The sequence below is a fragment of the Marinobacterium aestuarii genome (assembly GCF_001651805.1).
Classification (GTDB): Bacteria; Pseudomonadota; Gammaproteobacteria; order Pseudomonadales; family Balneatricaceae; genus Marinobacterium_A; species Marinobacterium_A aestuarii.
On sequence record NZ_CP015839.1, the window covers coordinates 1831665 to 1855544 of the forward strand.

Below are 23880 nucleotides of genomic sequence, written 5' to 3' on the forward strand. Positions count from 1 at the left end.
CAAGCGTTTACGGCGCTAGCAGGGTGAGTTTCAGATGCAAAAGAGAGCAGTAAGGTTGGCGCTTTGGGTCCTGATGGGCGCTGTGCTGGTGGGGTGTGGCGATGACTCGGATGAAGCGGCGTTTCGCGCAGAGTTGGTCGACAAGGCGCGCAATGATGACAATCAGCGTGCCGGTCAGTCATTTCTGGCGAGCAACGCTCAGGTTGAGGGTGTTGTGACCTTGCCCTCGGGCTTGCAGTATCGCGTACTGGTGCCAGGCTCCGGTGCCATGCCGGGTGCCAGCAGTACGGTACAGGTCAATTATGAAGGCATGCTCATCGATGGCACTGTGTTTGACAGCTCCTATGCCAGGGGTGAACCGGTAAGTTTCCCGCTGAACCGGGTTATACCGGGCTGGACCGAGGGGTTGCAGCTGATGCGCGAGGGTGCGCAGTGGATGCTTTATTTGCCGTCTGAACTGGCGTACGGCATGTCGAGCCCGACGCCGAGCATAGCGCCGAATTCGGCGTTGGTATTCAAGGTCGAGCTGCTTGCGGTTGAGTCGTCGCAGTAGTCGTAATCGCATTAAGCAAGGGTGGAAGGATGCAGCAATTTAATCAGCAGCTGATGGATTTTCTGGGCGCCTCGCGCACGCCTTATCATGCGGTGGCGCAAATGGTTGAGCGTCTTGAGCAGGCGGGCTTCGTGGGCCTGCAGGAGCGGGATGCCTGGCGTTTCGAGTCGGGTGGGCGTTATTTTACCACCCGCAATGGCTCATCCATTATTGCCTGGGTGATGCCAAAGGCGGGCAGGCTGGAGGAGTCGGGTCTGCGCATGGTAGGAGCGCATACGGATTCTCCCTGCCTGAAGGTGAAGCCTGCGCCTGAGTTGCACCGCAATGGTTACCTGCAGCTGGGTGTCGAGGTCTATGGCGGCGCTCTGCTGAATCCCTGGTTTGACCGCGATCTGTCGATTGCAGGACGGGTCAGTTACCGTCGGACTGACGGAGCCCTGGAGCAGATGTTGCTGGATTTTGAGCGTCCGGTTGCCGTGATACCCAGCCTGGCCATTCATCTGGACAGGGAGGTGCATACCGCTCGCACCATTAATGCGCAGACCTACCTGCCTGTGATACTGGGGCAGGCGGGCGAGAAGCTGGATTTCAGGGCGCTGCTCAAGCATGAACTGGAGGCGCAGGGGGTATCCGGGATTGATCAGGTGCTGGATTATGACCTGTCACTCTATGATACCCAGGCGCCGGCCTTGCTGGGGCTTGAGTCCGAATTTCTGTTGTCGGCGCGGCTCGACAACCTGCTGAGCTGTTTTATCGGTCTGGATGCCTTGCTGGGCAGTAACACCGATCAGGGCGCTTTGCTGGTGTGCAATGACCATGAGGAGGTCGGCAGCATGAGCGCGGCGGGTGCGCAGGGCCCCATGCTGGCTCATGTGCTTGAGCGCCTGTTGCCAGAGCCTGAGGCGCGGCAACGGATGCTGGCCCGCTCCATGCTGATTTCTGCGGATAATGCCCACGGTGTGCACCCCAACTTTGCCGACCGTCACGATGGTAATCACGGGCCCTTGCTTAATGCGGGTCCGGTCATCAAGGTGAATGCCAACCAGCGTTATGCGACGACGAACGAGACAAGTTCGATATTCCGTGATCTGGCGGCACAGGAAGAGGTCCCGGTGCAGTCCTTTGTGGTGCGTACCGACATGGCCTGCGGCAGTACTATTGGTCCAATTACCGCGGCTGAAATTGGTGTTCGGGCGCTGGATATCGGTGTGCCCCAGTTTGCCATGCACTCGATTCGGGAAATGGCGGGTGCAAGGGACTCCTGGAATCTGTCGCGGGTGCTGCGCCGCTTCTATGTGCAGACGTCGCTGGGTGGCTAATGCAATAATGCTGGTGTGTTGTCAGGCTGGTTTTATGTCTGGCAATATCGCCGCTTTCTGCGATAGCGCATGGGGCACTGAGAGGGTTCGGTTTAGGAGTGGTGGACGGATTTAAATGGTGTGGTGTTGCGAGGTGTTGGTGTAGAGGGCTTGCTTGCGGTGCGGGTGATTATGAGAGTCTGCACAAATAGCAGGTTCTAGATCAGAGGTGTTCGGGGTCCAGACGACTGGCTCGAAAGTATCGCGTTTTCATGCAGCGCGCCCCGATACTTCTGTTTTCGGGCTTTGCTGCATGATGGCTGACATCGGATTATCGTCCGAGCAGGGATTCGAGGTTCTGGGTGCGCTTGAACTTGAACAGGTTCAGTGCGGCAACGAAGGCGGCCTTGATCTTCTGCTTGGTTTCTTCACGGCTCTTGAGGGCGCGGGCGGCTTCGAATTCACGGGCCATGCGCATGAAGTATTCCTGTTCGCTTTCGCGACGGTTCTTGTTCTGGCTGGTGGAGAAGTCGAACGGGTAGTATTGAACCTGCATGGTAGTGTCCTCTATATAGTGTGCACCCTGGTGGTGCCTGATCTGTCTGTGCGCACTGTTTTGGCGCGCATCTGCTTAGGCGTGCAGATTATCCAGAGTGGGTCTCGGCGGCAAACGATGCTTTCTCAGCTTATTGGTGAAATATTCTATTCAATTCGTGTTGTGTCAGACGTCGGGTTGTTTCCGGAGCTACGTCGATTGTGCGGTAATGCTTGCTCAGGATCTTTTTGTGCTCAATTTTTGTGCTGAGGGTATTTCATGGACGGAATTATGAATCTGGCGGTGCTCGCGATCTTTATCCCAACCTTTTTCTTTGTCTCTATTACGCCGGGCATGTGCATGACGCTGGCGCTGACCATGGGGATGAGTATTGGGTTGCGCCGCACCCTTTGGATGATGCTGGGTGAGTTGATTGGTGTGGGCTTGGTGGCCGGTGCTTCGGTGCTGGGCGTCGCTGCCATCCTGCTGCAGTATCCGGCGTTGTTCGATCTGCTGCGCTTGGGGGGCGGTGCCTATCTGGCCTATATAGGCGTGCAGATGTGGCGCTCGAAGGGGCGAATGGCGCTGTCTGCGTCGGGTGCGACCCATGACGTAGGGGCAATTGAGCTTGCGCTGCAGGGGTTTGTGACAGCCATATCCAACCCCAAGGGTTGGGCGTTTTTTATCGCGCTGCTGCCGCCTTTTGTCGACCCCGGATATCGGATGGTGCCTCAGCTGGCGGTGCTGCTGTCCATTATTCTGCTGATCGAGTTCTGCTGTCTGCTGATGTATGCCGCGGGCGGAAAAACGCTCAGTCGCTTTTTGCAGCGCAGCTCAAATATTCGTCTGATGAATCGCGTAGCAGGGTCCCTCATGGTCGGCGTTGCGCTATGGCTGGCGTTTGGCTAGGCCGTCCGAGAATGCGGGCCGTAGCGAATGTTCACCGGCGTTGGACAATGGGAGCGCCGGGCCGGGGCATCACCTGTGATCGCTTATCGGCGGTAGGCATCCAGTCGGGAGTCAAACTCCCGTAAGCCTTGTCCGAGGAGGTTATTGGACGGGCGGCAGGCGACCCCATAGACCCACTGTCTGAGCTTTTCCCGCAGGGACTGCTGCCTGGGGGTTATTTCGCTGCTGCTGTAGGGGTGATCATAGAATATGACCTGACTGAACCTCTTGTCGGGATAAGTTGCCAGCTGCAGTCCGGCTTCACTGATCTGCATTTCGACCTGACGCTCCTGGGCGGGCAGTGGCGCAGGCTGGACCCGGGACCAATCCATTGACAGCGACTGGTGATAGAAGATCACCAGGGAGCGGGTGGACCAGAATGAACTGGCCGGGCCACTGTAGGGGTCCAGCCATCTCAGGTCATCGTCAAAAACCCCCTGGGTCGGTCGCCCCAGACGTACCCCTCCCCGCTGGATGAAGTAACGCCAGCAACTGTCCAGGGCCGTTAGTGCCATGCCATAGGGGAACTCAAGAGGGTTGAGTTCGGCGGCTATCAGCAGTGGGGCTGGGGTGGCCATGCGGTAACATAGGCTGCGGCCGAAAAGGACGACCCCATGGTCGCTAAAGAGGTATTGGTACCAGGCCCCGTATTGCCGGACTGAATCGTGGATGAAGTGCGGATCAAACTGGGGGTCGATCTTGTCCAGCCAATAGAGGCTGTAGTGGAAAGCCCAGGCATTGTACAGGTCGACCATACCGCCCTCGCCATCGACAAAGCAGCCGTTGCCCCGGTAGAACGATTTGATCCTCCGGTAGCGGCTGGCACTGGTAAAACGGTGGCTGGCGTCGAGTGCTGCGACGATCTTGTCCACCAGGATTACGAACAGGTGCCAATTGTTGTCGGCGGTCTGTTTGCCGATGACCTGTTTCAGCCAGGCCAGGACCCGTTGTCGTTGCGTATCGGCAAGTTGCTGCCACAGACTGTCCCGTATCAGCCAGACGGCCAGGGCTATATCCCCCGCCTCGCAGATCAGGGTGGAGCGGTGGCCTATATCTCCCCAATAGCCGGAGTGATCCGGATCAGTACCGTTGACCAGCGCGCGAAGAATCTGCACGTCCATTGCCGCTCGCAGCTCTGAGTCAGCTAGGGGGGCGTTACGGTAGGCCGCCCAGAGCGGCAGCAGCCGCGTCACTCCCTCGATACCGTCGTTGCGTGCCCCGTAGATGCTGCCGGCACCCGGGTAGTAAGCCAGGGTGCCGGTATTGTGCAGATAGTGCTGGTGGGCGTCCCAAAAGTAATGAATCAGGGTTTCGAAACCTGGGCAGGGATCACTGCTCGGGCCGGCAAAGTGGGTTTTCAGCAGATCATCCTGACCACGGAAAGGGGATTTGCCGAACAGCTTTCGATGCCAGAGCTGCTTGTGCATGCGGGCGATCTTCCCCAGGTCGCGCCTGTGGATCATGCCGGTGAGCGATCCTGGTGCAGTTTCACCAGGCAGCGGACAATGAACTTGTAGCTACTGAAGCTCAAGGGGGCCTTTCGCCGGGCGATATTGAAGGCTTTCAGAGCCCTGCGATACCACCCGGCCAGGAAAAGTTCATAGCCGTATTCGAACCAGACATTGTAAAACAGCCGGTTGAGTTTGCCCTGACTGATGGAGCGGCCATCACGGCTGCTCGCTCCGTGGGTACACAGGTTGTGCTCCATAATTTCGGCCCGGTAATTACGCAGGTGGGGCTTGTGAGAGATGCTTTCCTCGTTCTTGCGGTAATAGGCGTAGTTACTCTCCAGTTGGGCGATACGGGTGTGGTGCGCCAGTTGCAGCCAGAAGTCGTAATCCTGCCCGCGCCTGAAGTCGGGGTTGAATCGGACCTTTTCGAGCACCTCAACGCGAACGAGGGCGGCAATGATGTGGTACCAGGAACACTCGAACAGGGTATGGTAAACCCATCCGGACATCGCCTCGTCGATCACCGGCGCAGAAGTACTGTCCACAGGAACGGCCGATTTCAGTTTGAAGTGCTGGTCCACGTGTTGGAAGCGGCCAGTCGCGACCCCGTACTCCGGATGCTCCTCCAGAAAACGGACTTGCTGGTGCAGCCGGTCAGGGGACCACAGATCATCGCCGTCATTGAACGCTATGTAACGCCCTTTGGCCTGTTCGATGCCGGTATTGCGAGCCACTGCCGACCCCGAATTCGGTTGGTAAAAATAATGGACCTGGCCACCGAAGCTTTCCACTACCTGCCGGGAATGGTCACTGCTGCCGTCATCGACAACGATAATCTCCTTGGTCGGGTAGCTTTGGTCAACGACGCTCTGAATGCATTCGCCAATGTACTTCTCACCGTTGTACACGGGAATGATGATCGAAACCAAGGGGAGGTCGTTCTGCATCCTGTCATCCCTTCCTGAATCACATATGAGGATTCGAGCTGCTCGTCAGGGACCATCAGTCTCGACTCAAGGTAGTACAGTTGACTTCTTCTTCAAGATCAAGCTCAAAGAACATCAGAGTCACTTATCGGGCAGTGAGATATATCACCAGCTGATTGAAAGATAAACGTGTGCATGCCCAAGCGTATCAGCTAGGTGGTGCCGTTAACTGTCGCCGCGTTATTGTCATCATAGCGGCGGCATCCGGAGCCGCTGATGGGGTTCGGCCTTCCTGCGTGATACCGGTCCACCTGGTCGGTGAGCCGGCCGATATCCGCAAGTTCATCGAAGGGCTGGCTGCAGCGAGTGTGCATTGGGTACTCTTTGCCCAAGCGAGCACTGCTCGTGCTGCGGGAACCCCGTAACTCGGAGCTTTGCGGAAGAAGTCAGCGATCCGCTCGAGGTCATTCAGGCCTGGGTGCTAGTGTACTGCTTCGCTCTTAGAGGCGCTTTTAGCGAGTCGCCAGGAGGTTGGCCGCTCGGCGCATTTCCGAAGGCATAGTGGGCCTATTTCAAGGAAATGCAACACCGCGGAGGACCTTCTGGCGGGCTCTATAAGCACCCATTAGGGTGAAGCAGTACACTAGTGTGCAACCGAAGTCGGTGTTGGAACCCGTACGGTGCCAGTACCGACCAGAGGCGTCGAAGGGGTTATGTATGGGGCTGTCTGACGACAAAATTCATTGAATACTGCTTAACTATTTTTTGAGTTGATTCTCCAGTTCGTATAAGTATATTGCTCGTCGAAGGTACCAGGGTTGTTCACGGCTGTTAGTAAGAAGATCTTTTATAATTTGACGTGCGAGGTATGTTTCCTTTAGCAAGGTTGATTTACCAAAGCCTCGCCGAAAAATATAATTTGTAAAATCTATAACGGATTTTCGGTAGTATCTACGAGCATCCTTGTCGTATATGGCTTTTTTCGATTTATTCTCGTAGGGGATATCCGCCTGGATAGGGTAGGATTTTTTTATAATGTCGTCATGAAAGTCTTTTCCAATGGTTATATGAGAGGGTATACCGGTACAGAAATCGAAAAAATCGTGGTCGAGGAAAGGGCAATGAACCTTTTGTATCGGTGATAATATCGAGTAGGGAATACTGGCGATAGCCCTTCTGGTGCGATTCCAAAACGTATAGGAAAGGGCCGGGTTGTCGCAGTTTTCATGTTTTACTAGTTCGCTTTTTAGATGTTCTACTGCAGAATCGAATGATAGTTCTTGATAGAAATCTGATTTAAGAGATGAACGGTTTAATGCTTCATATGAGGCTTCATTCAGGATTTCAACAGAGAGGTTATCGTAATCTCTGTTAATAAAACGCTCGGATTTATTTCTGCTTATGGTGTGGCCAGTGGATAGCACGTCGCCCGCCAGTCCATCATATAGAGTGTTGTTACCTCGTTTTTCATAATATTCTAGTAACGGTAATATCCAGGAATGCCCGCCACCGCAATAATTTGTTTTCAATAAATCGTCGAAAACTGCATCGAACCATGAATGTGGATAATTAACAATGTCTTGGTTGATCTGAAGCCGGTTGCAAATTAACCGGGCGATGCGTTCGTCCTCATTGGTTGCTGGTGGTCGATACTGAAGTGTAACGCATCGTTCCGGTCGAAACCCCTGGTAATAAAGTTCAAACAGTATATGGCGAGAGTCACGACCACCACTTAGAGGTAGTATGAATTTTTCATTTAATGGAGCGCGTTTTCTAATTGCGGCGGAAAAGTAGTATCTATATCCCTCAAGTGCATCGTCATAATTTTTGACGGTTTTATTCTGAAAACAACTATCGATTTTAAAGGACTCAATTTTAAGATCACCATTTTCCCAACATAGATTTGAGTTTGGGGGGAGTAATTTTACGTTGCGAAAAGGAGTGTCATTGCCGATAAAATGGCCTAGTCGTAAGAAAACTGAAAGCCCTGGGTAATCGGGTTTTAGCTGTACCCCTGATCTAAGTATTGGCGTTATCGATGGCGAAATAATGATTTCGTTGTCATTCTTGAAATAGAATAGAGGCTTAATTCCGTAACGATCATTACTGGCTTTAAGTTGCTTGCCGTCCCATTTCCATGTGGCATATATTCCCTCGTAAGGGTTGTTACGAGCCGAACTGGATTTTAAGGGAAAGCCAACAGTTTTTTCCGTCTGGCCTTTGATATATATTTCGATACCTTTTTTTTTAAGATGAAGATAAAACTGGTCATCTGCTTGGTTAGTTATACTATATTGATGCATATGTACCCTGATCTTCTGAGTTGCATCCACCTAGATGAGGTGCAATCGTTGCTGAGTTGACTTGCTATAATAATCGGGTAGCGACTTTGACGAAGTATAGAAAGAGTAGACGCCTTTTTTGTTCCAGACAAGAATTCAGTCTAGTATTTCATCGTGGTGAGTATAATGAATTTTATCGTGCATACTCTCAGGTTGATATTTTGCAGTGAATGCATGTTCATACGCCACTGAAGAAGTACCTCGTCCGTCTTAGTAAAGAACGCTTGGGAGTATGGATGAGCTGTTACAGGCCGAACATTGGGCCTCTACAGCTTGGGCGGCACATCGCCTGAAGCAGGTGCTGGGTCTCTACGTCGATATCTAGCTGGCCTGCGGCGAAAAGTGCGCAGGCTGGAGTCAGATGGCGGGATGTCACTCCAAGGTAATACTTGAACTCAATTGTTCGCCGATAATACGCGCCAGCCTGGCGCGGGGTTTTACATATAGTCGAACGAAATAGTCGAATATGCGGCACGCAGGTACTGAACAGCTCCCGATTAATTCTTAAGGGTCGTGCGAGGTATGGTGTTTATACAGCAGAGTTTTATCGTCCACAAACAGGATCACACCCAGCTCGGGAATTGCTGCTGGTACCGGCATTTCGTACTTTCCCCAAGGTGGACGATAGTCTCTCACGGATCGGTATTGATTGGTTTTGCTGTTAAATTCAGTGAGTGAACCTTGACTAAAGATTAGATAGAGACCGGTATTGGGATCCACCACCACTTGGCCATACCGGATTGTCATGTCAAAGGGCAAATCTTTCTTTCGGGTAAGTTGGCCATTGCGCTTGAGCGAAATCACGCTTCGATTTTTGTTGCCGGCAATAAAGAGCATTTCATCCATTTTTGGGTTGTAATGAACTATCGCGTGATAGCCGGAAAAGGGCAGAGTGGCAAAGGGTTCCCAAGTGCTCGTATCGGGATTTATGAGGTTAAGTGGGAAACCTGTTTTGCTCTTGTTCGGACGAGTTTCGTGTGACAGCAGCCCCAGTCCCGGGAAATATTCGATGCTCATGTCACTTCCGCCTGGTGTACGGGACCAAGTGCCGTCCTGCAAGTTATAGGCGTAGGTGTAGTCAGCTAAAGATACATAGAATATACCGTGATCCGCATCCAGTGCATTGCGCCCGTACACGTGTCCGAAACCGGTTTTGCGGGTGTCTTTAAAGGTGCCCGGGGCTGAGGTGTTCCAGCCAAAGGGGCCGGGGAGGACACGCCATTGATTGCTGTCTTCAGAGTAGGCAATGAATTTATTCTGTTTACGAAAACCCATAAACAGGAACTGCCGGGTTTTAGGGTCCCACTTGCCATCATCAGTCCAGCCGGCAATGTGATGCCACACTTCCTTTCCCGATTCCCGATGGCCGACAAATACCCGCATAAGCTTGTGAGGGCGTTTGTCCTTGAGTTCAGCCCACTCGCCCGGCTTCATGGCATGAGCCAGTTTTGATAGTTCAGAATCTATTTTTTTTCCCGTTGTAGTCATAATGTCAGCAGCAGCCAGATCGTTTTTGATGACTAAACAACCTATGAGAAAACTGGTGATAATTAATGTTAATAATTTATGGGAATTCATCGGGTGAGCCTTTTGAATTTACGCTGCGTTTGTCATTATTCTGGTAATGACTCGGATTAGGGAGATGTATCCGGTATTGGATTCAGGCTGGCTGCCTGACGACTTTTGAACAAGGTGTTATGTTGAGGTTCTATTTCGATGGCGGTATCGCCTATTTCCTGTTTCAGCAGGTTGTTGTCGCCTTTGCTGACAATAGTGTTGTTGTTCAGGGACAGATACTCGAGTCCGGTACGCCAAGTGAACAAGCGATTTTTGTTGGCCGCAGGTGTATCTCGATCAAAGATAATTACACTATTCTTTATGTCAATACTTCCATCTTGCAAACCCTGGCGGCAATTTTGGGGTTTTTCGACACCGACGGAAATCAGATCCTGATTATCGGTAAGTGAGCTGCTTTGCAGGACAGAATTACTTACCAGGAGTCTTCCTCCGCAGGACAGATCAATTACGCGACTGTGATTACTTTGCAAACCCAGTAATTGACTGTTTTTAATTGTCGTGGATTTGGCGCGGGATTTGAGCAGATGGCCCAGATGCAAGGCTCTTTGCAGTCGGGAGTTAGTGATATCAAGGGAATCGATGGCGCCCGCATAAATTATGTGGCTTAAGCCTTTGCGCTTGTAGTAGCCAATATCCTCAAAAACGCTGTCCTGTATGGAGAGACTGCCGCCGCGGTTGTCGGTCATGACGCCGATGGCGGTCTTGCGAATCGTGATGTTTTCCAGGCTGACGTTAAAATTGACACCGGTTATGCGGATACCCGCCAGATTGCCGGTTTGTGCCGCTCCGGCCTCGGCGTTGCCTTCAAAGTTACGTATCCTGACTAGGCTTCCATCTGTGCTGGTAATGTTCAGTAGCCCCTTGCCGCCAGAGACGTCCATCAGCTCAACGCCCTCGAGATCCAATGTCAGGGGCTTGTCAATGCGAAGCCCATAGGGATAGAGCCCCGCCGGCAATTTTAACGCTGAGTTATCTTCCGCCTGATCGACCATTTTCTGAATATTGATATCCGAGAGCTGGCGCCCGGATTTTGGATTATCCGGATGCTTGTATATCCATATGCCGTGACTGTAACTGGAAATACCGGCAAAATAGTTGTTACCCAGATGAATCCACTTGCCATAGACTGCTCCTTTCGCGCCTCCGTAGGGTCCATTCTTAACCCAGTTGATGGTGCGCCATACCGAGGCTGAATCAGCAGGGTCGAGCATGAAAATGCGGGTATTGCCATCCCACATGACAAGACTGCCATGCTGATCAAATGCTATGGACCTGCCGGCGTTCATAGGCAGATTTATATCCAGCATGGTTCTGCCGGAGCTATCGACCGCAACCAGGCTGCGGAGGTAAAGGCTCCAGATCCATTTCCGGTGCGAGTCATAGACGGCATTGCCACCGCGGCTCTTGTGATCGTCGTGGAAAAGTTGCGGGTCTTGCAGTTGGCCTTCTTTGTTTTGGCTGGATTTGTACAACCGTTCCTTGTTGCCCAATATCAGAGTACCGTCTTGTAGCTGAACACTCCTCGCCGTAGACCAGGGATAGTCACCAATACGCCTCCAGCTCAAGGGAGCCAGGCCATTACGAACTTCGGATTCCGAGGGATTAAATTCATATTGGTGGGGCTCGTTCCCGTCTTTTAAAAAGGTGCTCTGGCTGGCATTGTCGTCGTCCCTGATTATTGCTCCGTTCGCCGGCTGGCTGGCTAGCAATATGATAGTACCGGTGGTGTTATTGAACAGGAGCCCATCGTGAATGTAAGACGCCGGCGGTACAGAGCGAATATCCGGGATCCAGAAATGGCGTGTTTTGACGGTGGTCCAATGATCCAGAGGGCTGGGGTTGGTGAGTCTTTTCCAGCTACCGTCGGTTAATGAAAAACGGTAGACCTCATTACCCCCGTAATCCCTGCCGCCGCCACCCATAAAATAAAACGCTTTATTGTCGCTATCCCAGGCGGCGCTGCTCCAGGCGGTGAGTACGGCCTTGGGGCCCAGTGAGTGTTGAATACGGGGCTGCTTGGCGGGCCAGACATTGGCGATACCGGGATTATCCGGGCTTACTCGGAGTTCACACCAACCACCCTCCAGGTCCTTCAGGGCCGTCATGCAGTCGGCCAGGTTTCTGCCAGTTTGGGCGTCGCCGGCCTGGGTGGTCTGTGTTGTTTGGCCAGGTAAATCAACACTGCCAGTCAGGTTCATGGCGACTAGTACAAAGATGATCAAGCTAGCGCCGAGTAATGTGGTTCTCATGGCTGTTTGAGTCCAGATGATTCATTCTGCTGGGGGGCATAACAGAGTCTAGTCGCTAATCAGGCTAGCCACTCCGGTGGCTTGAGTCGTTGGCTACTATGGCGCGCGGATGCGATCAGGCGTTCGCCTGCACTGGTGATGGCCATCGGGTGCACAAAACGGTGACCCTTGGCGGTCAGGCCGTCGACGGTTAGAGATGTTGCCCGGCGCTATGGCGCTCAGCGCAGACGGCCTAGCCGTCCTATAATCCAGGTTCTGGATATATATCCATGGATTGAGCATGCAATAACGTCAAGCCCGCAGGCCAAACCCATGCCGGACGCTGGCCTAGCATACGCCAGCTTTGTTGGTGCCTGCCGGCTGTGTTCAACCAGAGGCAGCGCTACAGCTTCTGCTATCGTGATTGAAGCCTGTCGATGCTAGCCGAATCTCGGGTATGAGCCGTACCCACATTAGACGCCGGAGCAGAAGTCGGATGAACAATGCCCTACATCCATGACAATTTCGCCAGTTTCAAGGGGCTCGTGCGACTGCTGCTCACCGAGATGGGAGCGCGTGCTGGCCTGGACGGAGACTTTCGGCAGGTCGATTTCGCCAGAGTGGAGCGTCTGGTATTTGTCTGTCTCGGGAATATCTGCCGAAGTCCCTTTGGTGAATGCGTGGCCCAGCGTCACGGTATCCCCAGTGCCGGTTTCGGCTTATCTACGACCACCGGTGTACCGGCCTTTGACCTCGGCGTGGAGACGGCGCTAGAGCGGGGGGTGGATATGCGCTCACATCTGACCACGGATTTTACCGACTTCAATGTGCTGGATACGGACCTGTTGCTGGTGATGGAGCTGCGCCACGCACAGCTGCTGAAAGGCATGCTGGGCGAAAGCAATGCGCAAATTGCGCTCCTTGGGAACTGGGCCCGGCCTCGGCGGTTACATATTCATGATCCTCATATACATGGCAAGGCCTATTTCGAACACTGCTATGCAATTATCGAGAATGCCACCGAGAACCTGATCAAACAGTACCTGGCGCACCGCTCGTTCAGGCCAAGGGAGTGAATCTTAGCGGCGCATTAATTTGCGCGCCATGGCGGCCCAGTCGGCCAATAAGGGCTTGGGGTCTGACAGGCTGAAGATGTAGTAGCGCATCCTGGGATTGAAGTAACCGCCGATGAAACTCATCACCTCTTTGAATGGACTGAATCTCAGGCTTTTGTCCTTGATCTTGTGCGGCTGAAAGAGAATGCGAAACAAACGCTTGAGTTCGATCAGGGTATTGCGGCACTGGATGTCATCCCGTATCGGGTCCAGTGTTGCGGGCACCTGTCCCAGGCCCAGCACCTGGTAGCTGTACCAGCCGAAGGGGGCATTGGAATGGTACGCCAGTGGCAGGCTTCCCCAGAACCGTCCATTGATCTCCATCAGAACGGCGCGATCATTGTGTTCATCGTACCGGTATTCCACCATCGCCGGGCCTTCCCAGTCGAGCTTTCGCAATAAGGCGATCGACTTTTGCTGCAACGCAGGGTGCTGATCCAGCGGGACACCCGCACAGAGTGACGAGAACCCGCCTTCGGGAGGCCATTCGTGGATGCGCTTATGCTGGAAGCGCAACAGAGCCTTTCCCCGGTGCATAAAGAAAAACTGGCCCAGGCCGTAACCCGGACAGTACGCCTGAATCATCGGAAACCGGCCCAGCGGCTTGTAGCGCCCGAGCTGCTCGGCCAGCTCTCCGGCGTTGTGGCAGTAGATAATTTTTTCGATCACGAGACCCTGGCGCTGGCTATCCTGCATCACCGCGTGGGGGTTGCTCCACTTCAGAATCACCGGATAGCTGAGCGAGGGCGCGAGGTTGGACAGTTCCGTCAAATCACCGATGGTGTGGCTTTCGGGCGACAGGATGCCAACTTGGGCCGCAACGCAGGCGGTGCCCTGTTTGTCGAGCACCCTGTTGATCATCGTCTGGCTGGGAATCAGCGGTGTCAGTCCTTCCAGGCGGTCGCGACAGCGATTGAGGAACAGTATATCGGTCTCGGACACGCAGAGCAGGAAGCGAGCCCCCGTGATCCTGGCGACCCGGTTGAGAAACTCGATCTGCTGTGTTTCATCGCCCCCGGGCCAGAGGAAGCCTTCCCGCGCATAGCGCGACCGCAGCCCGATCGAGCCTCTTGAACGCCCGATAGCGACCACGTGGCAGTGTCGTCGGCCCAGCTCCCGTATCAGGGACAGGCCGATCTGGGTATCGGTACCGAGAATAATGATTTTGTCTTGCGCATCTTTCATAAAGGGGGATATTGAACCTTTAGTGTGGGTCAGTAGGCCCATACCCAATCGTTGATCCGGTTGTGGAGTTTGCGGCCGATGCTGAACACTGAGGGGATCTGCACGAACGGTTGCTCCAGTTCCGACTTAAGCCAGGTTGTCCGTTGGTTGGCAAAGTTGACGGCGACAAAGTCCTGTTCGTATCGGTTGATGAACAGACACAACTTTTCCAGGCGCCTCTGGTTGACCCGGTTACGTGTCACCCGGGTGTATCTGAAGTCCGATTTCTTGATGAATTCAAACGGATGGGTCAGCAGTATGATCTGCTCAACGCCGGCTCTGCGTGCAGCCCAAAGCAAATGCCGCATTTCCGGCCAGGAGCAACTGGTGATCTGCAGTGACTTCTTGTGGGCGCCAAAGAGATTGCTGTCCCGGTAGGTAAACACCGGCAGTTCCATGACACCCTGTATGCGCCGCCGGCCTGAGTCCAGTTGCAGCTCCGGCTCGCCGGGTCGGAAAATGCCCAGGGCTATATTGGATGCCATGGGGATGCCAGCGTCGGACATGGCACGGTAGACGTTTAAATCGGCGCGCAGGCTGCCAGTGCGCAGCGCCAGCGGGCGGTGTCCGGCCCAGCGCTCAAAGATGTCGGCGCAGAGGGTGATGACGCGCAGAATCTCCTCGTACCTGCGCCCATCACAGTTATCGTGGCGGGGGAACTGCTCGCGGCCCTGGGCAAAGCTCAGCCAGACTGGGTGGATATGCAACTGGGTGTCCTGGCCGGCACGCTGCAACTGCCTCACGACGCTGCGCATCGGTTCGTCGCCGAAGTAGAAGTAGTTGGCGCATTCGACAAAAAAGGTGGCGGTAATCTCGTAGCGGGCAAGGGTATCGAGAAGGAATTCGAGACCCTGTCGCTTGTTCCGGTCATGGCCATAGATGACTGGCTCGGCCAGGGGAGCATAGCGTTCTGGATCTTGAAAGTGGCCGGCAATGCTGAATTCGGTATCAACCGTGATACAGATCTGTGTCCGTGTCTGCATGGTCAGGGACTCTGTTCGGTTGCGCCGGCGAGGCTAGGGTTTTCGCGGCACCGATTTACAATGTACTTGAACTTGCCATTTTGTTCCACGGCGATGGCGGCTGTGTGCTGAATTGCAATCTCGGCATCACCGCCCACTACGTCGAGAAGTTTTGCCCTCAGGCCAGACTGATTGGGCTGCGCGCCGTCGCGGCAGACCAGCTTGAGTTCAAACTGTCGGGGGTTGTGCTGGATGAATTGAAACTGGGCCACCGCCGCGTCTTCCCGGACAATGTTACCGATGTAGGCGCCGTGAACCGGGGCGCCGTCCGTGGCGCGGAGCAGGTCGTTGGCGCGACCGATCACGTCCGTCAATACCGGCAGCTGGCGTCCACAGGCGCAGGGTTCAGTGGAGAGAATTCCAATATCGCCGGTCCGGTATCGGATCATCGGGAAGGCTCGGGTCGCCATGTGGGTGACGACGATCTCACCCGGTGTGCCGGCGGCAACGGGGTTCTGCTGATCGTCAAGAATTTCGACGATGATGTCCTCGGCACTGATGTGCAGGCGTCCTTGCGGGCATTCGTGGGCGATAAAGCCCGCATCACGACTGCCATAGCCATTCGCTACGGGGGCTTTGAATACGTCTTCTATCAGCTGCCTCTGATGGTCGTAGAGCTTTTCAGCTGTGCAAAATATGACCTTGAGGGGGCCTGCGTTATAGTGACGTTTCTGTTGCCGTGCGGCCTCGGCCAGGAGCGATAGTATCGAGGGGTAACCGTAGATCATGGCGGGCTGGTAGGCCTGGAGGCGGTCGAACAGGGCCATGAGCGCATCGCCCTGTAGATGTTTGGCGGGGAACAGACGCGATCGTATCAGCCGGTCACGGATCTGCCTGGCCAGACCCTGAGCACCGAGTTCGATGTCCGAGCCCCAGATAACGGCTTCGGGGTCTCCGATATCCAGGCCCCACCAGCGGGTTGCCCGCCATTTGGCGGCGATATCGTGGCTGATCCGTGCCCTGCCGACGGCAAACTCCAATGGCTGGCCGCTGGAGCCGGAGGTCTTCATAAACCTCACAGGCTGATCGGAATGGGAGAGCAGGCGGTCTCGATTCGCACGGATCAGCTCCTTGGTCAGGCAGGGGATACGCAGGAGTATCTCCGGGTCGCCAAAGCTGGAAGGCGAGAGTCCACAGGCCCTGAACTGGTCGGCATAATAAGGGTTGCTGGCATTTACGTCGGTCAGGAAGTGCTGCAGCTGTGTGTTACAACGGGTCTGGAGCACATCGCGGGTAAACCACTGGCTTTCTTCCAGCGCCTTTCTCAGTTGCACACTCTTGTGACCCTTCAGTCTTTCATGCAGGGGAAACAGGCAATCGGCGACCAGCCGGGTGTAAAGGGATTGCGCCATGACTCAGGTACGCCCAAAATTATGGTCATGGCGTCTGTTCCTGATCGCCGCAGCCGACTGTCCCTGGTAGAGGCGATGATAGCGCTCGGCCATGGTTGCAAGGCTGAAATTCTGCTCCGCCCGAAAACGGCTGTTAGTACCCTGTACGCGCAGTCGCTGCGGGTCCTCAATATACTGCCAGAGCGCCTCGGTAAGCTCTTCGACGTTGTCGTTTGCGGTAATCTCGCCATTGAATCCTGGCTCTACCAGTTCTCTCGCGCCGCCGACATCGGTGCTGATGACCGCCAGGCCCGAGGCCATGGACTCGAGAATGGTGTTGGATATCCCTTCGGCGAAGGAAGGTTGTACGTAGAGTGACAGGCTGGACATTACGTCTGGAATATTTTCGCTGGCGCCAGGTAGGGAAACCCGTGCCTCGATGTTGAGGGATTTGACCTGCGCGACGAGTTGCTGGCGGCAGGGGCCGTCCCCAACGATGGTAAGGCGTAGCCGGTCACTGCGACTGCCTGCCTTGTCCAGCAACTGTGCGAAGGCCCGAATCAGCAGCTGGTGATTCTTGACCTTGGCCAGGCGTCCAATGGAGCCGATGACCCATGTCTCTTCAGCCAATGGCGCTTGTGTGGCAGGGCGCCTGGGTTGAAAGCGGCTGATATCGACACCGTTGCAGATGCGTTCGATGCGCTTGGGTGAGATTCCCACTCGCTCAGTGAGGTAACGTTCGGTTTCAGCCGAAAGGGCGACGTAGCGGCTAATGAAGGGGCTGAACAGCTTTCGAATGAGCGCTGGCTTCCTGCGGGTCCTGGCCGCCTCGGAGTCCCAGCCGTGTTCACCGTGTATCCGGACGGGCACGCCGGCCAGCCAGGCGATTGCCTGGCACTCGAGGGTATTCAGGTTTCGGGTATGGACGATGTCCGGGCGAAGCTCTCGAAGCAGGTCGTATAGCCGCTTGAGGTAGCCGATATCCTTACCGGGGGCTTTGTTCAGCGTGTGAATGGTGACGCCGTCGGCCTGAATTCTGCCGAAGAACTCGGGATTGTAGTCCGACAGGCAGAGGATGGAGTGTTGATACCCGGCGCTGGGAAGACAATTGAGAATGTTCACGATGCCGTTTTCCAGGCCACCGATGTCAAATCGAAATACGATATGGCAGATATGCATCGATGCGGTCCATTCTGTCTAGCAGCCTGTCGGACTTGGCCGGTCGTAGCGAGGGAAAGTCCGTTTTGAGGCAGTTTTTGGGCTCTTTTGAGGCGAATAGTGGTTCTATTTAACAAAAAAGAGTACGAAAAATGACCAGAGTTGCCTTTTCCGCAGTAGATCAGAGTTAAGTCCGACAGGCTGCTTGCACGCTAAAAAGGCTTGTCAGTATTTAGAGATTAGTCTGGATGATGACTTTTCATAGCCAAACCGGCCAATACTTGGCCTCCGACTGCCCCTGTCGACGCCGGCGTGCTGCACGCTCGTATCAAAAGCGTTCATTTAAAGTGGTCATTTTTCGTCTCAATGACCTGCTGGTAGGTGTTCAGCAGGTCCCTTTTCACCGAGTCCCAATGAAATTGCCGGCTAAATTCCAGCCCGGCAGTTTTCAGTCGGTCCCGCAGGTCATCATCTTCGAGTACACGCAGGGCGGCCGCTGCCAGCGTGGCGGGATCCTCCAGGTCCACCAGTAGCGCCGTTTCCCCATCAGTGACCAGCTGAGGAATGCCGCCGGCACGGGTGGACACCACGGGCAGGGCGCTGCCAAGGGCTTCGATGATGGAATTGGGCGAGTTATCCACCCGGCTGGGGTTGAGCAGAAGGTCGGCCTGTCGGTACAGCTCGGCCACCTCCTGAGACGCCAGTCGACCGCGAAACTCCACCCGATCAGCCACCCCCAGATCCTCTGCCAAGCACTGGAGTGCGGCCTGCTCAGGGCCTGAACCGGCGATCAGCAGCCGGACCCCGGGAAACCGCGCCTGCACGGCGGGAAGTGCCTGCAGGGCCAAATCGATGCCATAGATCAGCTCCAGGTTACGGGTAATGAGCATGATCGGCGCTCTGGAGGACGGTGAAACCCTGGGCTTTGCCGGGTTGGCTGGGAAAAAACGGGACGGGTCCAGGGTATTGGGAATGATGCATGTCGATAGCTGGTGCCTGGCGAACACTTCGGCAAGGAATCCCGAGGGCACCACGCAGGCGCTGGCACGGCGCAGCGTCGGTTGGATCCAAGGCCAGGCACGGTCGAAAAAAGTCGCGGCGTTACCCCCGCGGTAGTTGACGACGATTGGGGTTCCTCTCAGGTAAGCGATCCAGATCGCGGGGGTTGCGAACAGGTACCAGGACCATCCCGAGTTGGCCATCAGGTGAGCTACGTCGGCGCGTCCGAGTCTGCACCAAAGCGCTCGAAGGTAGGGCAGCAGGCGAAACAGCGCCCGCAGCCCCCGCCAGCGGCCAATCCATGCCGGACGGTAGGGAGGGTTGACGGCGACCAGCGTGACCCGGGCTCCCTCTTGTTTCAGCAGGCGGCAGAGCTCCGCTGTCTGACTGGCCATTCCTCCGGCGGGAGGGGGTACCGGGCCAATCACACAGATCCGCAGGGCATCAAACGCCATCAGTTTGGCAAGTCCCCGCGAGAGCCGCGTAAATGGGTGGGTATCGACCTACGCTTGCGACCCAGTTGCGCTCCTGTTCGACAAACTCGCGCCCTCGGACCACCAGCTTGTCGTAGGAGGCAGTATTGCGGAACATCGATTCGATGGCGTTTGCCAAGGCGGCCGGATTGTTAGCGGCGAACAGGTAGCCGTTCTCCCCGTGGGTTATTAGCTCCCTGTGCCCGCCCACGTCGGAGGCCAGTACCGGCTTGCCCTGTGCCATGGCCTCCATGGGTTTGAGGGGGGTCACCAGTTCAGTCAGGCGCATGGATTTGCGGGGATAGACCAGAGCGTCCAACACACTGTAATAGCTGGCGACCTGCTGGTGGGGTACTCTTCCGGTGAAGATGATCCGGTCATTGACGCCCAGGTCACAGGCCAGCTGTTTGAGAAAGGTTTCCTGGGGGCCGCCACCCACCAGAAGCACCCGCAGGTTCGGCAGGGTGGCGCGCAGTTGGTCGACGGCCTGAATCAGAATATCCAGGCCTTCGTATTCGTAGAAGGAGCCGATAAAGCCGATGACAGGCTGGTCAATCAGGCCATGCAGTTGAAGGATTTCCGCGGATTTTCCGGTCAGCAGCGGAAACTGCTCCAGATCGACTGCATTGGGGATGGTGGTGATGCGTTGTGCCGGCACCCCCCTGGCGATGATATCTTGCCGCAGGCCCTGGCAGATGCAGGTCACAGCGTCGGCGCGCTTGAGAACATGGGTTTCAAGTGCACGGGTGAGACGGTAGCGCATTCCGCCTTCGGAGCTGGTGCCAAGGTTGACGGCAGCGTCCTCCCAGAATGCCCGTACCTCGTAAACCAGTGGCAGACCGGCTTTTCGCGCGGCCTGCAGGGCGGCAATTCCGTTGAGGGCCGGCGAGTGGGCGTGGATGATATCCGGCCGTTCTCGGTCGATAACCTCCGCGATCCTGCGGCTCAATACTGGAATGATGGCCAATTGACTGACAAAGGGTACCGCTTTTATCCAACCGGGTACGTCTTTACAGCGGTAAAAGTCCAGACCCTCCACCTGCTCTTTTGACGCGGCGGCGCTTCCCTGTTTGGGGCTGGTCAAGTGACAGGTTTGCAGTCCCTGAACACGCTGGTTTTCCAGGATGGCACGACTGCGAAACGTATAGCCGCTGTGCAAGGGGATGGAATGGTCAAAAATGTGCAGTATCTTCATGCAGCGGCTACCTGATCGCCGGTCATTGAGCGCCTGATACTGGCCTCGAACATCAGCAGCGCCCAGAGCGTAACGCTGTGATCGCTGGTCCCGTGGATATGTTCGTCGGCCAGACGGTCCAGGGTCTTCTGATTGAAAATTCCCAGGGTCTGCAAATGCCCCCGCAGGATGCGTTGGCGCAGAGTGTCGGCCAGGGGGCCACGCATCCAGCGGGCGACGGGTACGCCAAAGCCCATCTTGGGCCTGTAGAGCACGTTACTGGGCAGATGGGGCTCCAGCGCGCGCTTGAATATGTGTTTGCCCTCTCTGCGGTGCAGTTTCAGGTGTGCGGGAATGCGGTTGGCCCAGCCCACAAATTCGTGGTCCAGGAGCGGCACCCGCACTTCCAGGCTGTGGGCCATGCTGGCGCGGTCCACCTTGGTGAGGATGTCGCCGGGCAGGTAGGTCTTCATATCCAGATACTGGATCAGCGACAGCGGGTCGTCGCCATCGAACTGTTGTTGATAGCCTTCGAACACTTCCAGGGGCCGGTAGCCGTTCAGACGCCTGTTGAATTCGGGCGTGAACAGTTGCTTGAAGATCGACTCAGGCGTGAAGGATACGGTATGCAGGTAGGCGGCCAGCGCTTCGCGCTGCAGTGCCTGGAAAGTCGATTTGGCACGCAGATACCTGGGCGCCCGATCCAGTTTGGGGTAGTAGTTGCCCAGCAAGCCGAACACCGGCTTGCGGATCGCCGCAGGGACCAGCCCGCGGATCCGCTCCTCGAGCAGATGCCAGCGGTAGCGGCGATAGCCCGCGAACAGCTCGTCACCGCCATCGCCGGACAGGCAGACGGTTACCCGCTTTTTGGCCTGCTCGCAGACCCGGTAGGTCGGGATCGCCGAGCTGTCGGCGTAGGGTTCGTCGTAGAGGCTCGAGAGGGTGTCGAGCAGGCCGAAATCGTCCACCGCCACCTGGTGCTCCTGGTGATTGGTCTGGTAGCGCTCGGCCACCTGGCGAGCAAACTCGGTTTCGTTGAAGCTGGGAACGTCGAAACCGATGGAGCAGGTGTTGACCGGCTGTTCCATCAGCCCGGCCATCAGGGCAACCACGGCGCTGGAGTCGACCCCGCCGGAGAGGAAGGCGCCGATCGGTACCTCGGAAACCAGGCGGATACCGACCGCCTCGCGCAGCCGTTCGATCAGCTCCTCATCCAGTTGCTGTTGGTCGTGCACCTGAAAGGGGTCGGCGAAGCTGGCGTCCCAGTACTGCTCGATGGTGGGGCTAGTCTGGCCCCGTTCCAGTAGCAGCGTATGGCCCGGCGGCAGTTTATGGGCACCGGCAAAAATCGACTTGGGGTCGGGGATGTAGCCAAAGGTGAAATAGTCGGCAATGGCGCGGGCATCGAGCTGACGGTCGAGCCGGGGAAGGCACTGCAGTGCCTTGAGCTCGGAGGCAAAGGCCAGCTGGCGGCCATTGATCAGGCTGTAGTAGAGCGGTTTTATCCCCAGTCGGTCGCGGGCGATGAAAAGTTGCTCGTTGTCCTTATCCCAGATGGCAAAGGCGAACATGCCGCGCAGTCTCTTGACGCACGCCTTGCCCCAGATCTTCCAGGCCTGCAGGATGACCTCGGTGTCCGAGTGGGTGCGAAAGCCAGCGCCGAGGCCTTTGAGCTCTTCACGCAGGGATGCGAAGTTGTAGATCTCGCCGTTGAAGACGATGACCGCGTTGTTCTCGACGTTGACCAGCGGCTGTTGGCCGCTGGCGATGTCGATGATCGACAGGCGCCGGTGGGCCAGTCCCAGGGGGCCTGCAATGTAGCTGTCGCCGGCGTCCGGGCCGCGGTGGATCTGGATATCGTTCATCCGTTGCAGCAGTCCGGCGTCAACCGGTTGGAGATCCAGATTAAGCAGTCCAGCGATTCCGCACATAAAGGGCTCCCTAACCCGAGGCTACGTTTGAAGCGTGGACAAGGTCTCGGTATCTTGCCACCCAAGTATCCAGGCCGCCGGTGCCGAAGCGGCTTTTGATATCGGCGATTTGGGTGATATCGGTGATAGGGTGGGGGATGCTCATGTCGCGGTGCCTTCCAGCAAAGCCGATAGTGGCCCCAGCGTTTTTTCCCAGCCGAACTGGTTGACGACCCAGGCTCTGTTGGCCGCGTTGTTTCCGGGGCGTTTGTGCTCCAGCAGGCGGTTACAGGCGCGGCTGAAGTCGTCGGGTGAGTCGGCGACCTCGAGGCAGAGGTCAGAGTGGTGATGAATCCCCTCCATGGCCATGGAGGTGGCCACGATCGGCTTGCCCATGGCCATGGCTTCCAGCACCTTGTTCTGAATACCTCGAGCGATTTGCAAGGGGGCGATCACCAGTTCTGCGTCATGCAAATAAGGTCGGACATCCAGCACACGCCCGGTCACATGGACCCCAGGCAAACGTTCGAGCGCGCAGGTTTCTGCCGTGGGATTGCCGCCGACGATATAAAAATGCAGGTCAGGATACAGCTGTTTCAATCTGGGCCACACCTGCTGACAAAACCAGTCTGTGGCATCGACATTGGCCCAGTAATCCATAGCCCCGGTAAACACCAGATAGGGGGTCTGACAGCAGGTTTCCGAGGTTTCAAAGCTTGCTGATGGGTTGAAGTACCGGGTATCGACGCCGTTGAGCAGGTGAACCACCTTGGATGCCAGGGAGGCTGGAAGCTGGTTGCTGAACAGGCGTGCCTCTTCGTTGGAGACGAACACGCAGGTGTCAAAAATCTGGGCAATGCGGTTTTCATAACGACGCAGAGTGCGGTGCTCGCGCAGGTAAACCCAGCGGGCGAGGCCGCGTTTCTTGTCTGCGTACTGTGCCCATTTGTCGGAATCAACATCCACGAAATCGATGACCCTTTTCAGGTGGGAGAAACGCTTCCCTTCCAGGTACTGCGCCATTGATGAGGAGAACACCAGCGCGCGCTTGATGGCGTGCCGCTCGATCGTTTGAGTGACCCACTGCTGCATCTGTGACGTTCGATAGTAGGGGAGCGTGATCGGCTTGCCGCTGCTCAAGGCTTCGAGTCCCTTGAAGTAGCGCGAAGACTTTTTGAGCGGCACACAGTTAAGAGATTCGCAGAAGGGTAGCAGTTTATCGGTGTGCTCCCAGTCCAGAGGGTCATCGACGAAACAGCCGAGGTGCACCTTGTACTGCCTGGCAAGCGCTTGCAGCAGGTGATAGGAGCGGATCTTATCGCCCTTGTTGGGTGGATAAGGAATGCGGTGGACCAGAAAAACAATATGCTCCATTTCCCCTGATTCCTTAGCCCGATGCCTGACGCTTATTTCTCTAGTGCTGGAGTTTGTGCCGCCAGCGGTGTGGAGCCCGCATTCTCCTGTTTACGTGAGTTAGGCGAAGGTCAGACCGGCAGTGTACTGTGGCGCGCAACGCTTGGTTGCGCGGCACGAATCAGTCTAGGCTATGGACTGCCTGCGTGCAAAAATGCAGTTGTCCCACCATGCTTAGGCGAGGTCAAGCAGGATTCGGGGT

General features: G+C 55.8%; 18 protein-coding genes. 4 read left to right on the forward strand and 14 right to left on the reverse strand.

Features of this window, described 5'->3' with window-relative positions:
• The first annotated feature begins 34 nt into the window (after positions 1-34).
• Both A8C75_RS08205 and A8C75_RS08210 read left to right on the forward strand, forming a co-directional pair.
• The gene (locus tag A8C75_RS08205; protein WP_067380574.1) at positions 35-553 is read left to right on the forward strand and encodes an FKBP-type peptidyl-prolyl cis-trans isomerase; all 519 of its coding nucleotides are present in this window, start codon (positions 35-37) and stop codon (positions 551-553) included.
• Between the two features lie 29 nt (positions 554-582).
• On the forward strand, positions 583-1872 hold the full coding sequence (locus A8C75_RS08210; protein ID WP_067380577.1) for a M18 family aminopeptidase: 1290 nt from the start codon (positions 583-585) through the stop codon (positions 1870-1872).
• 310 nt (positions 1873-2182) lie between these two features.
• Here the strand turns inward: A8C75_RS08210 and A8C75_RS08215 are convergent, their stop codons facing one another.
• Positions 2183-2407, reverse strand: coding sequence for a hypothetical protein (locus A8C75_RS08215; protein ID WP_067380580.1), 225 nt, complete (start codon positions 2405-2407; stop codon positions 2183-2185).
• Positions 2408-2677: 270 nt separating this feature from the next.
• On the opposite strand from A8C75_RS08215, the gene A8C75_RS08220 reads away from it, so the two are divergent.
• Entirely contained in the window at positions 2678-3295 is a 618-nt protein-coding gene (locus A8C75_RS08220; protein ID WP_227820009.1) for a LysE family translocator, read from the forward strand.
• Positions 3296-3378: 83 nt separating this feature from the next.
• Here the strand turns inward: A8C75_RS08220 and A8C75_RS08225 are convergent, their stop codons facing one another.
• From A8C75_RS08225 to A8C75_RS08240, 5 genes are all read right to left on the reverse strand, one after another.
• Positions 3379-4797, reverse strand: coding sequence for a DUF2264 domain-containing protein (locus tag A8C75_RS08225; RefSeq protein ID WP_067380586.1), 1419 nt, complete (start codon positions 4795-4797; stop codon positions 3379-3381).
• Complete coding sequence (locus A8C75_RS08230) at positions 4794-5732, reverse strand: glycosyltransferase family 2 protein (RefSeq protein ID WP_067380589.1); 939 nt, start codon at positions 5730-5732, stop codon at positions 4794-4796. Before A8C75_RS08230 ends, A8C75_RS08225 begins: the two co-directional genes overlap by 4 nt.
• A 737-nt stretch (positions 5733-6469) precedes the next feature.
• Positions 6470-8014 carry an asparagine synthetase B family protein gene (locus tag A8C75_RS23585; protein ID WP_157890240.1) on the reverse strand — a complete coding sequence of 515 codons (1545 nt, stop codon included), beginning with the start codon at positions 8012-8014 and terminating at the stop codon, positions 6470-6472.
• 543 nt (positions 8015-8557) lie between these two features.
• Positions 8558-9631 carry a hypothetical protein gene (locus A8C75_RS08235; RefSeq protein ID WP_067380593.1) on the reverse strand — a complete coding sequence of 358 codons (1074 nt, stop codon included), beginning with the start codon at positions 9629-9631 and terminating at the stop codon, positions 8558-8560.
• 56 nt (positions 9632-9687) lie between these two features.
• On the reverse strand, positions 9688-11880 hold the full coding sequence (locus A8C75_RS08240) for a right-handed parallel beta-helix repeat-containing protein (RefSeq protein WP_157890241.1): 2193 nt from the start codon (positions 11878-11880) through the stop codon (positions 9688-9690).
• A gap of 482 nt (positions 11881-12362) precedes the next feature.
• Here A8C75_RS08240 and A8C75_RS08245 point away from each other — a divergent pair, with 482 nt between their 5' ends.
• Positions 12363-12935: an arsenate reductase/protein-tyrosine-phosphatase family protein gene (locus A8C75_RS08245; protein WP_084783868.1), complete on the forward strand. Its 573-nt coding sequence runs from the start codon at positions 12363-12365 to the stop codon at positions 12933-12935.
• 3 nt (positions 12936-12938) lie between these two features.
• On the opposite strand, the gene A8C75_RS08250 is transcribed toward A8C75_RS08245, so the two are convergent.
• The 8 genes from A8C75_RS08250 to A8C75_RS08285 all read right to left on the reverse strand — a co-directional run bounded on the left by A8C75_RS08250 (position 12939) and on the right by A8C75_RS08285 (position 23639).
• Positions 12939-14159: a carboxylate--amine ligase gene (locus A8C75_RS08250; RefSeq protein WP_067380598.1), complete on the reverse strand. Its 1221-nt coding sequence runs from the start codon at positions 14157-14159 to the stop codon at positions 12939-12941.
• A gap of 29 nt (positions 14160-14188) precedes the next feature.
• Positions 14189-15181, reverse strand: coding sequence for a polysaccharide deacetylase family protein (locus A8C75_RS08255; RefSeq protein WP_067380601.1), 993 nt, complete (start codon positions 15179-15181; stop codon positions 14189-14191).
• Between the two features lie 2 nt (positions 15182-15183).
• Entirely contained in the window at positions 15184-16572 is a 1389-nt protein-coding gene (locus tag A8C75_RS08260; protein WP_067380603.1) for a phenylacetate--CoA ligase family protein, read from the reverse strand.
• A gap of 3 nt (positions 16573-16575) precedes the next feature.
• Positions 16576-17730: a TIGR03088 family PEP-CTERM/XrtA system glycosyltransferase gene (locus A8C75_RS08265; RefSeq protein ID WP_067380606.1), complete on the reverse strand. Its 1155-nt coding sequence runs from the start codon at positions 17728-17730 to the stop codon at positions 16576-16578.
• A gap of 317 nt (positions 17731-18047) precedes the next feature.
• Positions 18048-19103: a glycosyltransferase family 4 protein gene (locus tag A8C75_RS08270; RefSeq protein ID WP_084783870.1), complete on the reverse strand. Its 1056-nt coding sequence runs from the start codon at positions 19101-19103 to the stop codon at positions 18048-18050.
• A 49-nt stretch (positions 19104-19152) separates the two neighbouring features.
• On the reverse strand, positions 19153-20376 hold the full coding sequence (locus tag A8C75_RS08275) for a TIGR04063 family PEP-CTERM/XrtA system glycosyltransferase (RefSeq protein WP_067380612.1): 1224 nt from the start codon (positions 20374-20376) through the stop codon (positions 19153-19155).
• The gene (locus A8C75_RS08280; RefSeq protein WP_067380615.1) at positions 20373-22286 is read right to left on the reverse strand and encodes an XrtA/PEP-CTERM system amidotransferase; all 1914 of its coding nucleotides are present in this window, start codon (positions 22284-22286) and stop codon (positions 20373-20375) included. The genes A8C75_RS08275 and A8C75_RS08280 overlap by 4 nt, the downstream gene beginning before the upstream one ends.
• 141 nt (positions 22287-22427) lie before the next feature.
• Positions 22428-23639 carry a TIGR03087 family PEP-CTERM/XrtA system glycosyltransferase gene (locus A8C75_RS08285; protein WP_067380618.1) on the reverse strand — a complete coding sequence of 404 codons (1212 nt, stop codon included), beginning with the start codon at positions 23637-23639 and terminating at the stop codon, positions 22428-22430.
• Between the last annotated feature and the right edge of the window lie 241 nt (positions 23640-23880).

What these genes read in the sequence shown, in the direction of transcription:
- A8C75_RS08245 (WP_084783868.1), top strand. Translation starts at nt 12,363, where the DNA reads ATGCCCTACATCCATGACAATTTCGCCAGTTTCAAGGGGCTCGTGCGA.
- A8C75_RS08225 (WP_067380586.1), bottom strand. Translation starts at nt 4,797, where the DNA reads ATGATCCACAGGCGCGACCTGGGGAAGATCGCCCGCATGCACAAGCAG.
- A8C75_RS08275 (WP_067380612.1), bottom strand. Translation starts at nt 20,376, where the DNA reads ATGAAGATACTGCACATTTTTGACCATTCCATCCCCTTGCACAGCGGC.
- A8C75_RS08265 (WP_067380606.1), bottom strand. Translation starts at nt 17,730, where the DNA reads ATGCATATCTGCCATATCGTATTTCGATTTGACATCGGTGGCCTGGAA.
- A8C75_RS08210 (WP_067380577.1), top strand. Translation starts at nt 583, where the DNA reads ATGCAGCAATTTAATCAGCAGCTGATGGATTTTCTGGGCGCCTCGCGC.
- A8C75_RS08285 (WP_067380618.1), bottom strand. Translation starts at nt 23,639, where the DNA reads ATGGAGCATATTGTTTTTCTGGTCCACCGCATTCCTTATCCACCCAAC.
- A8C75_RS08240 (WP_157890241.1), bottom strand. Translation starts at nt 11,880, where the DNA reads ATGAGAACCACATTACTCGGCGCTAGCTTGATCATCTTTGTACTAGTC.
- A8C75_RS08255 (WP_067380601.1), bottom strand. Translation starts at nt 15,181, where the DNA reads ATGCAGACACGGACACAGATCTGTATCACGGTTGATACCGAATTCAGC.
- A8C75_RS08230 (WP_067380589.1), bottom strand. Translation starts at nt 5,732, where the DNA reads ATGCAGAACGACCTCCCCTTGGTTTCGATCATCATTCCCGTGTACAAC.
- A8C75_RS08220 (WP_227820009.1), top strand. Translation starts at nt 2,678, where the DNA reads ATGAATCTGGCGGTGCTCGCGATCTTTATCCCAACCTTTTTCTTTGTC.
- A8C75_RS08260 (WP_067380603.1), bottom strand. Translation starts at nt 16,572, where the DNA reads ATGGCGCAATCCCTTTACACCCGGCTGGTCGCCGATTGCCTGTTTCCC.
- A8C75_RS08270 (WP_084783870.1), bottom strand. Translation starts at nt 19,103, where the DNA reads ATGGCCAGTCAGACAGCGGAGCTCTGCCGCCTGCTGAAACAAGAGGGA.
- A8C75_RS08280 (WP_067380615.1), bottom strand. Translation starts at nt 22,286, where the DNA reads ATGTGCGGAATCGCTGGACTGCTTAATCTGGATCTCCAACCGGTTGAC.
- A8C75_RS08235 (WP_067380593.1), bottom strand. Translation starts at nt 9,631, where the DNA reads ATGAATTCCCATAAATTATTAACATTAATTATCACCAGTTTTCTCATA.
- A8C75_RS23585 (WP_157890240.1), bottom strand. Translation starts at nt 8,014, where the DNA reads ATGCATCAATATAGTATAACTAACCAAGCAGATGACCAGTTTTATCTT.
- A8C75_RS08215 (WP_067380580.1), bottom strand. Translation starts at nt 2,407, where the DNA reads ATGCAGGTTCAATACTACCCGTTCGACTTCTCCACCAGCCAGAACAAG.
- A8C75_RS08205 (WP_067380574.1), top strand. Translation starts at nt 35, where the DNA reads ATGCAAAAGAGAGCAGTAAGGTTGGCGCTTTGGGTCCTGATGGGCGCT.
- A8C75_RS08250 (WP_067380598.1), bottom strand. Translation starts at nt 14,159, where the DNA reads ATGAAAGATGCGCAAGACAAAATCATTATTCTCGGTACCGATACCCAG.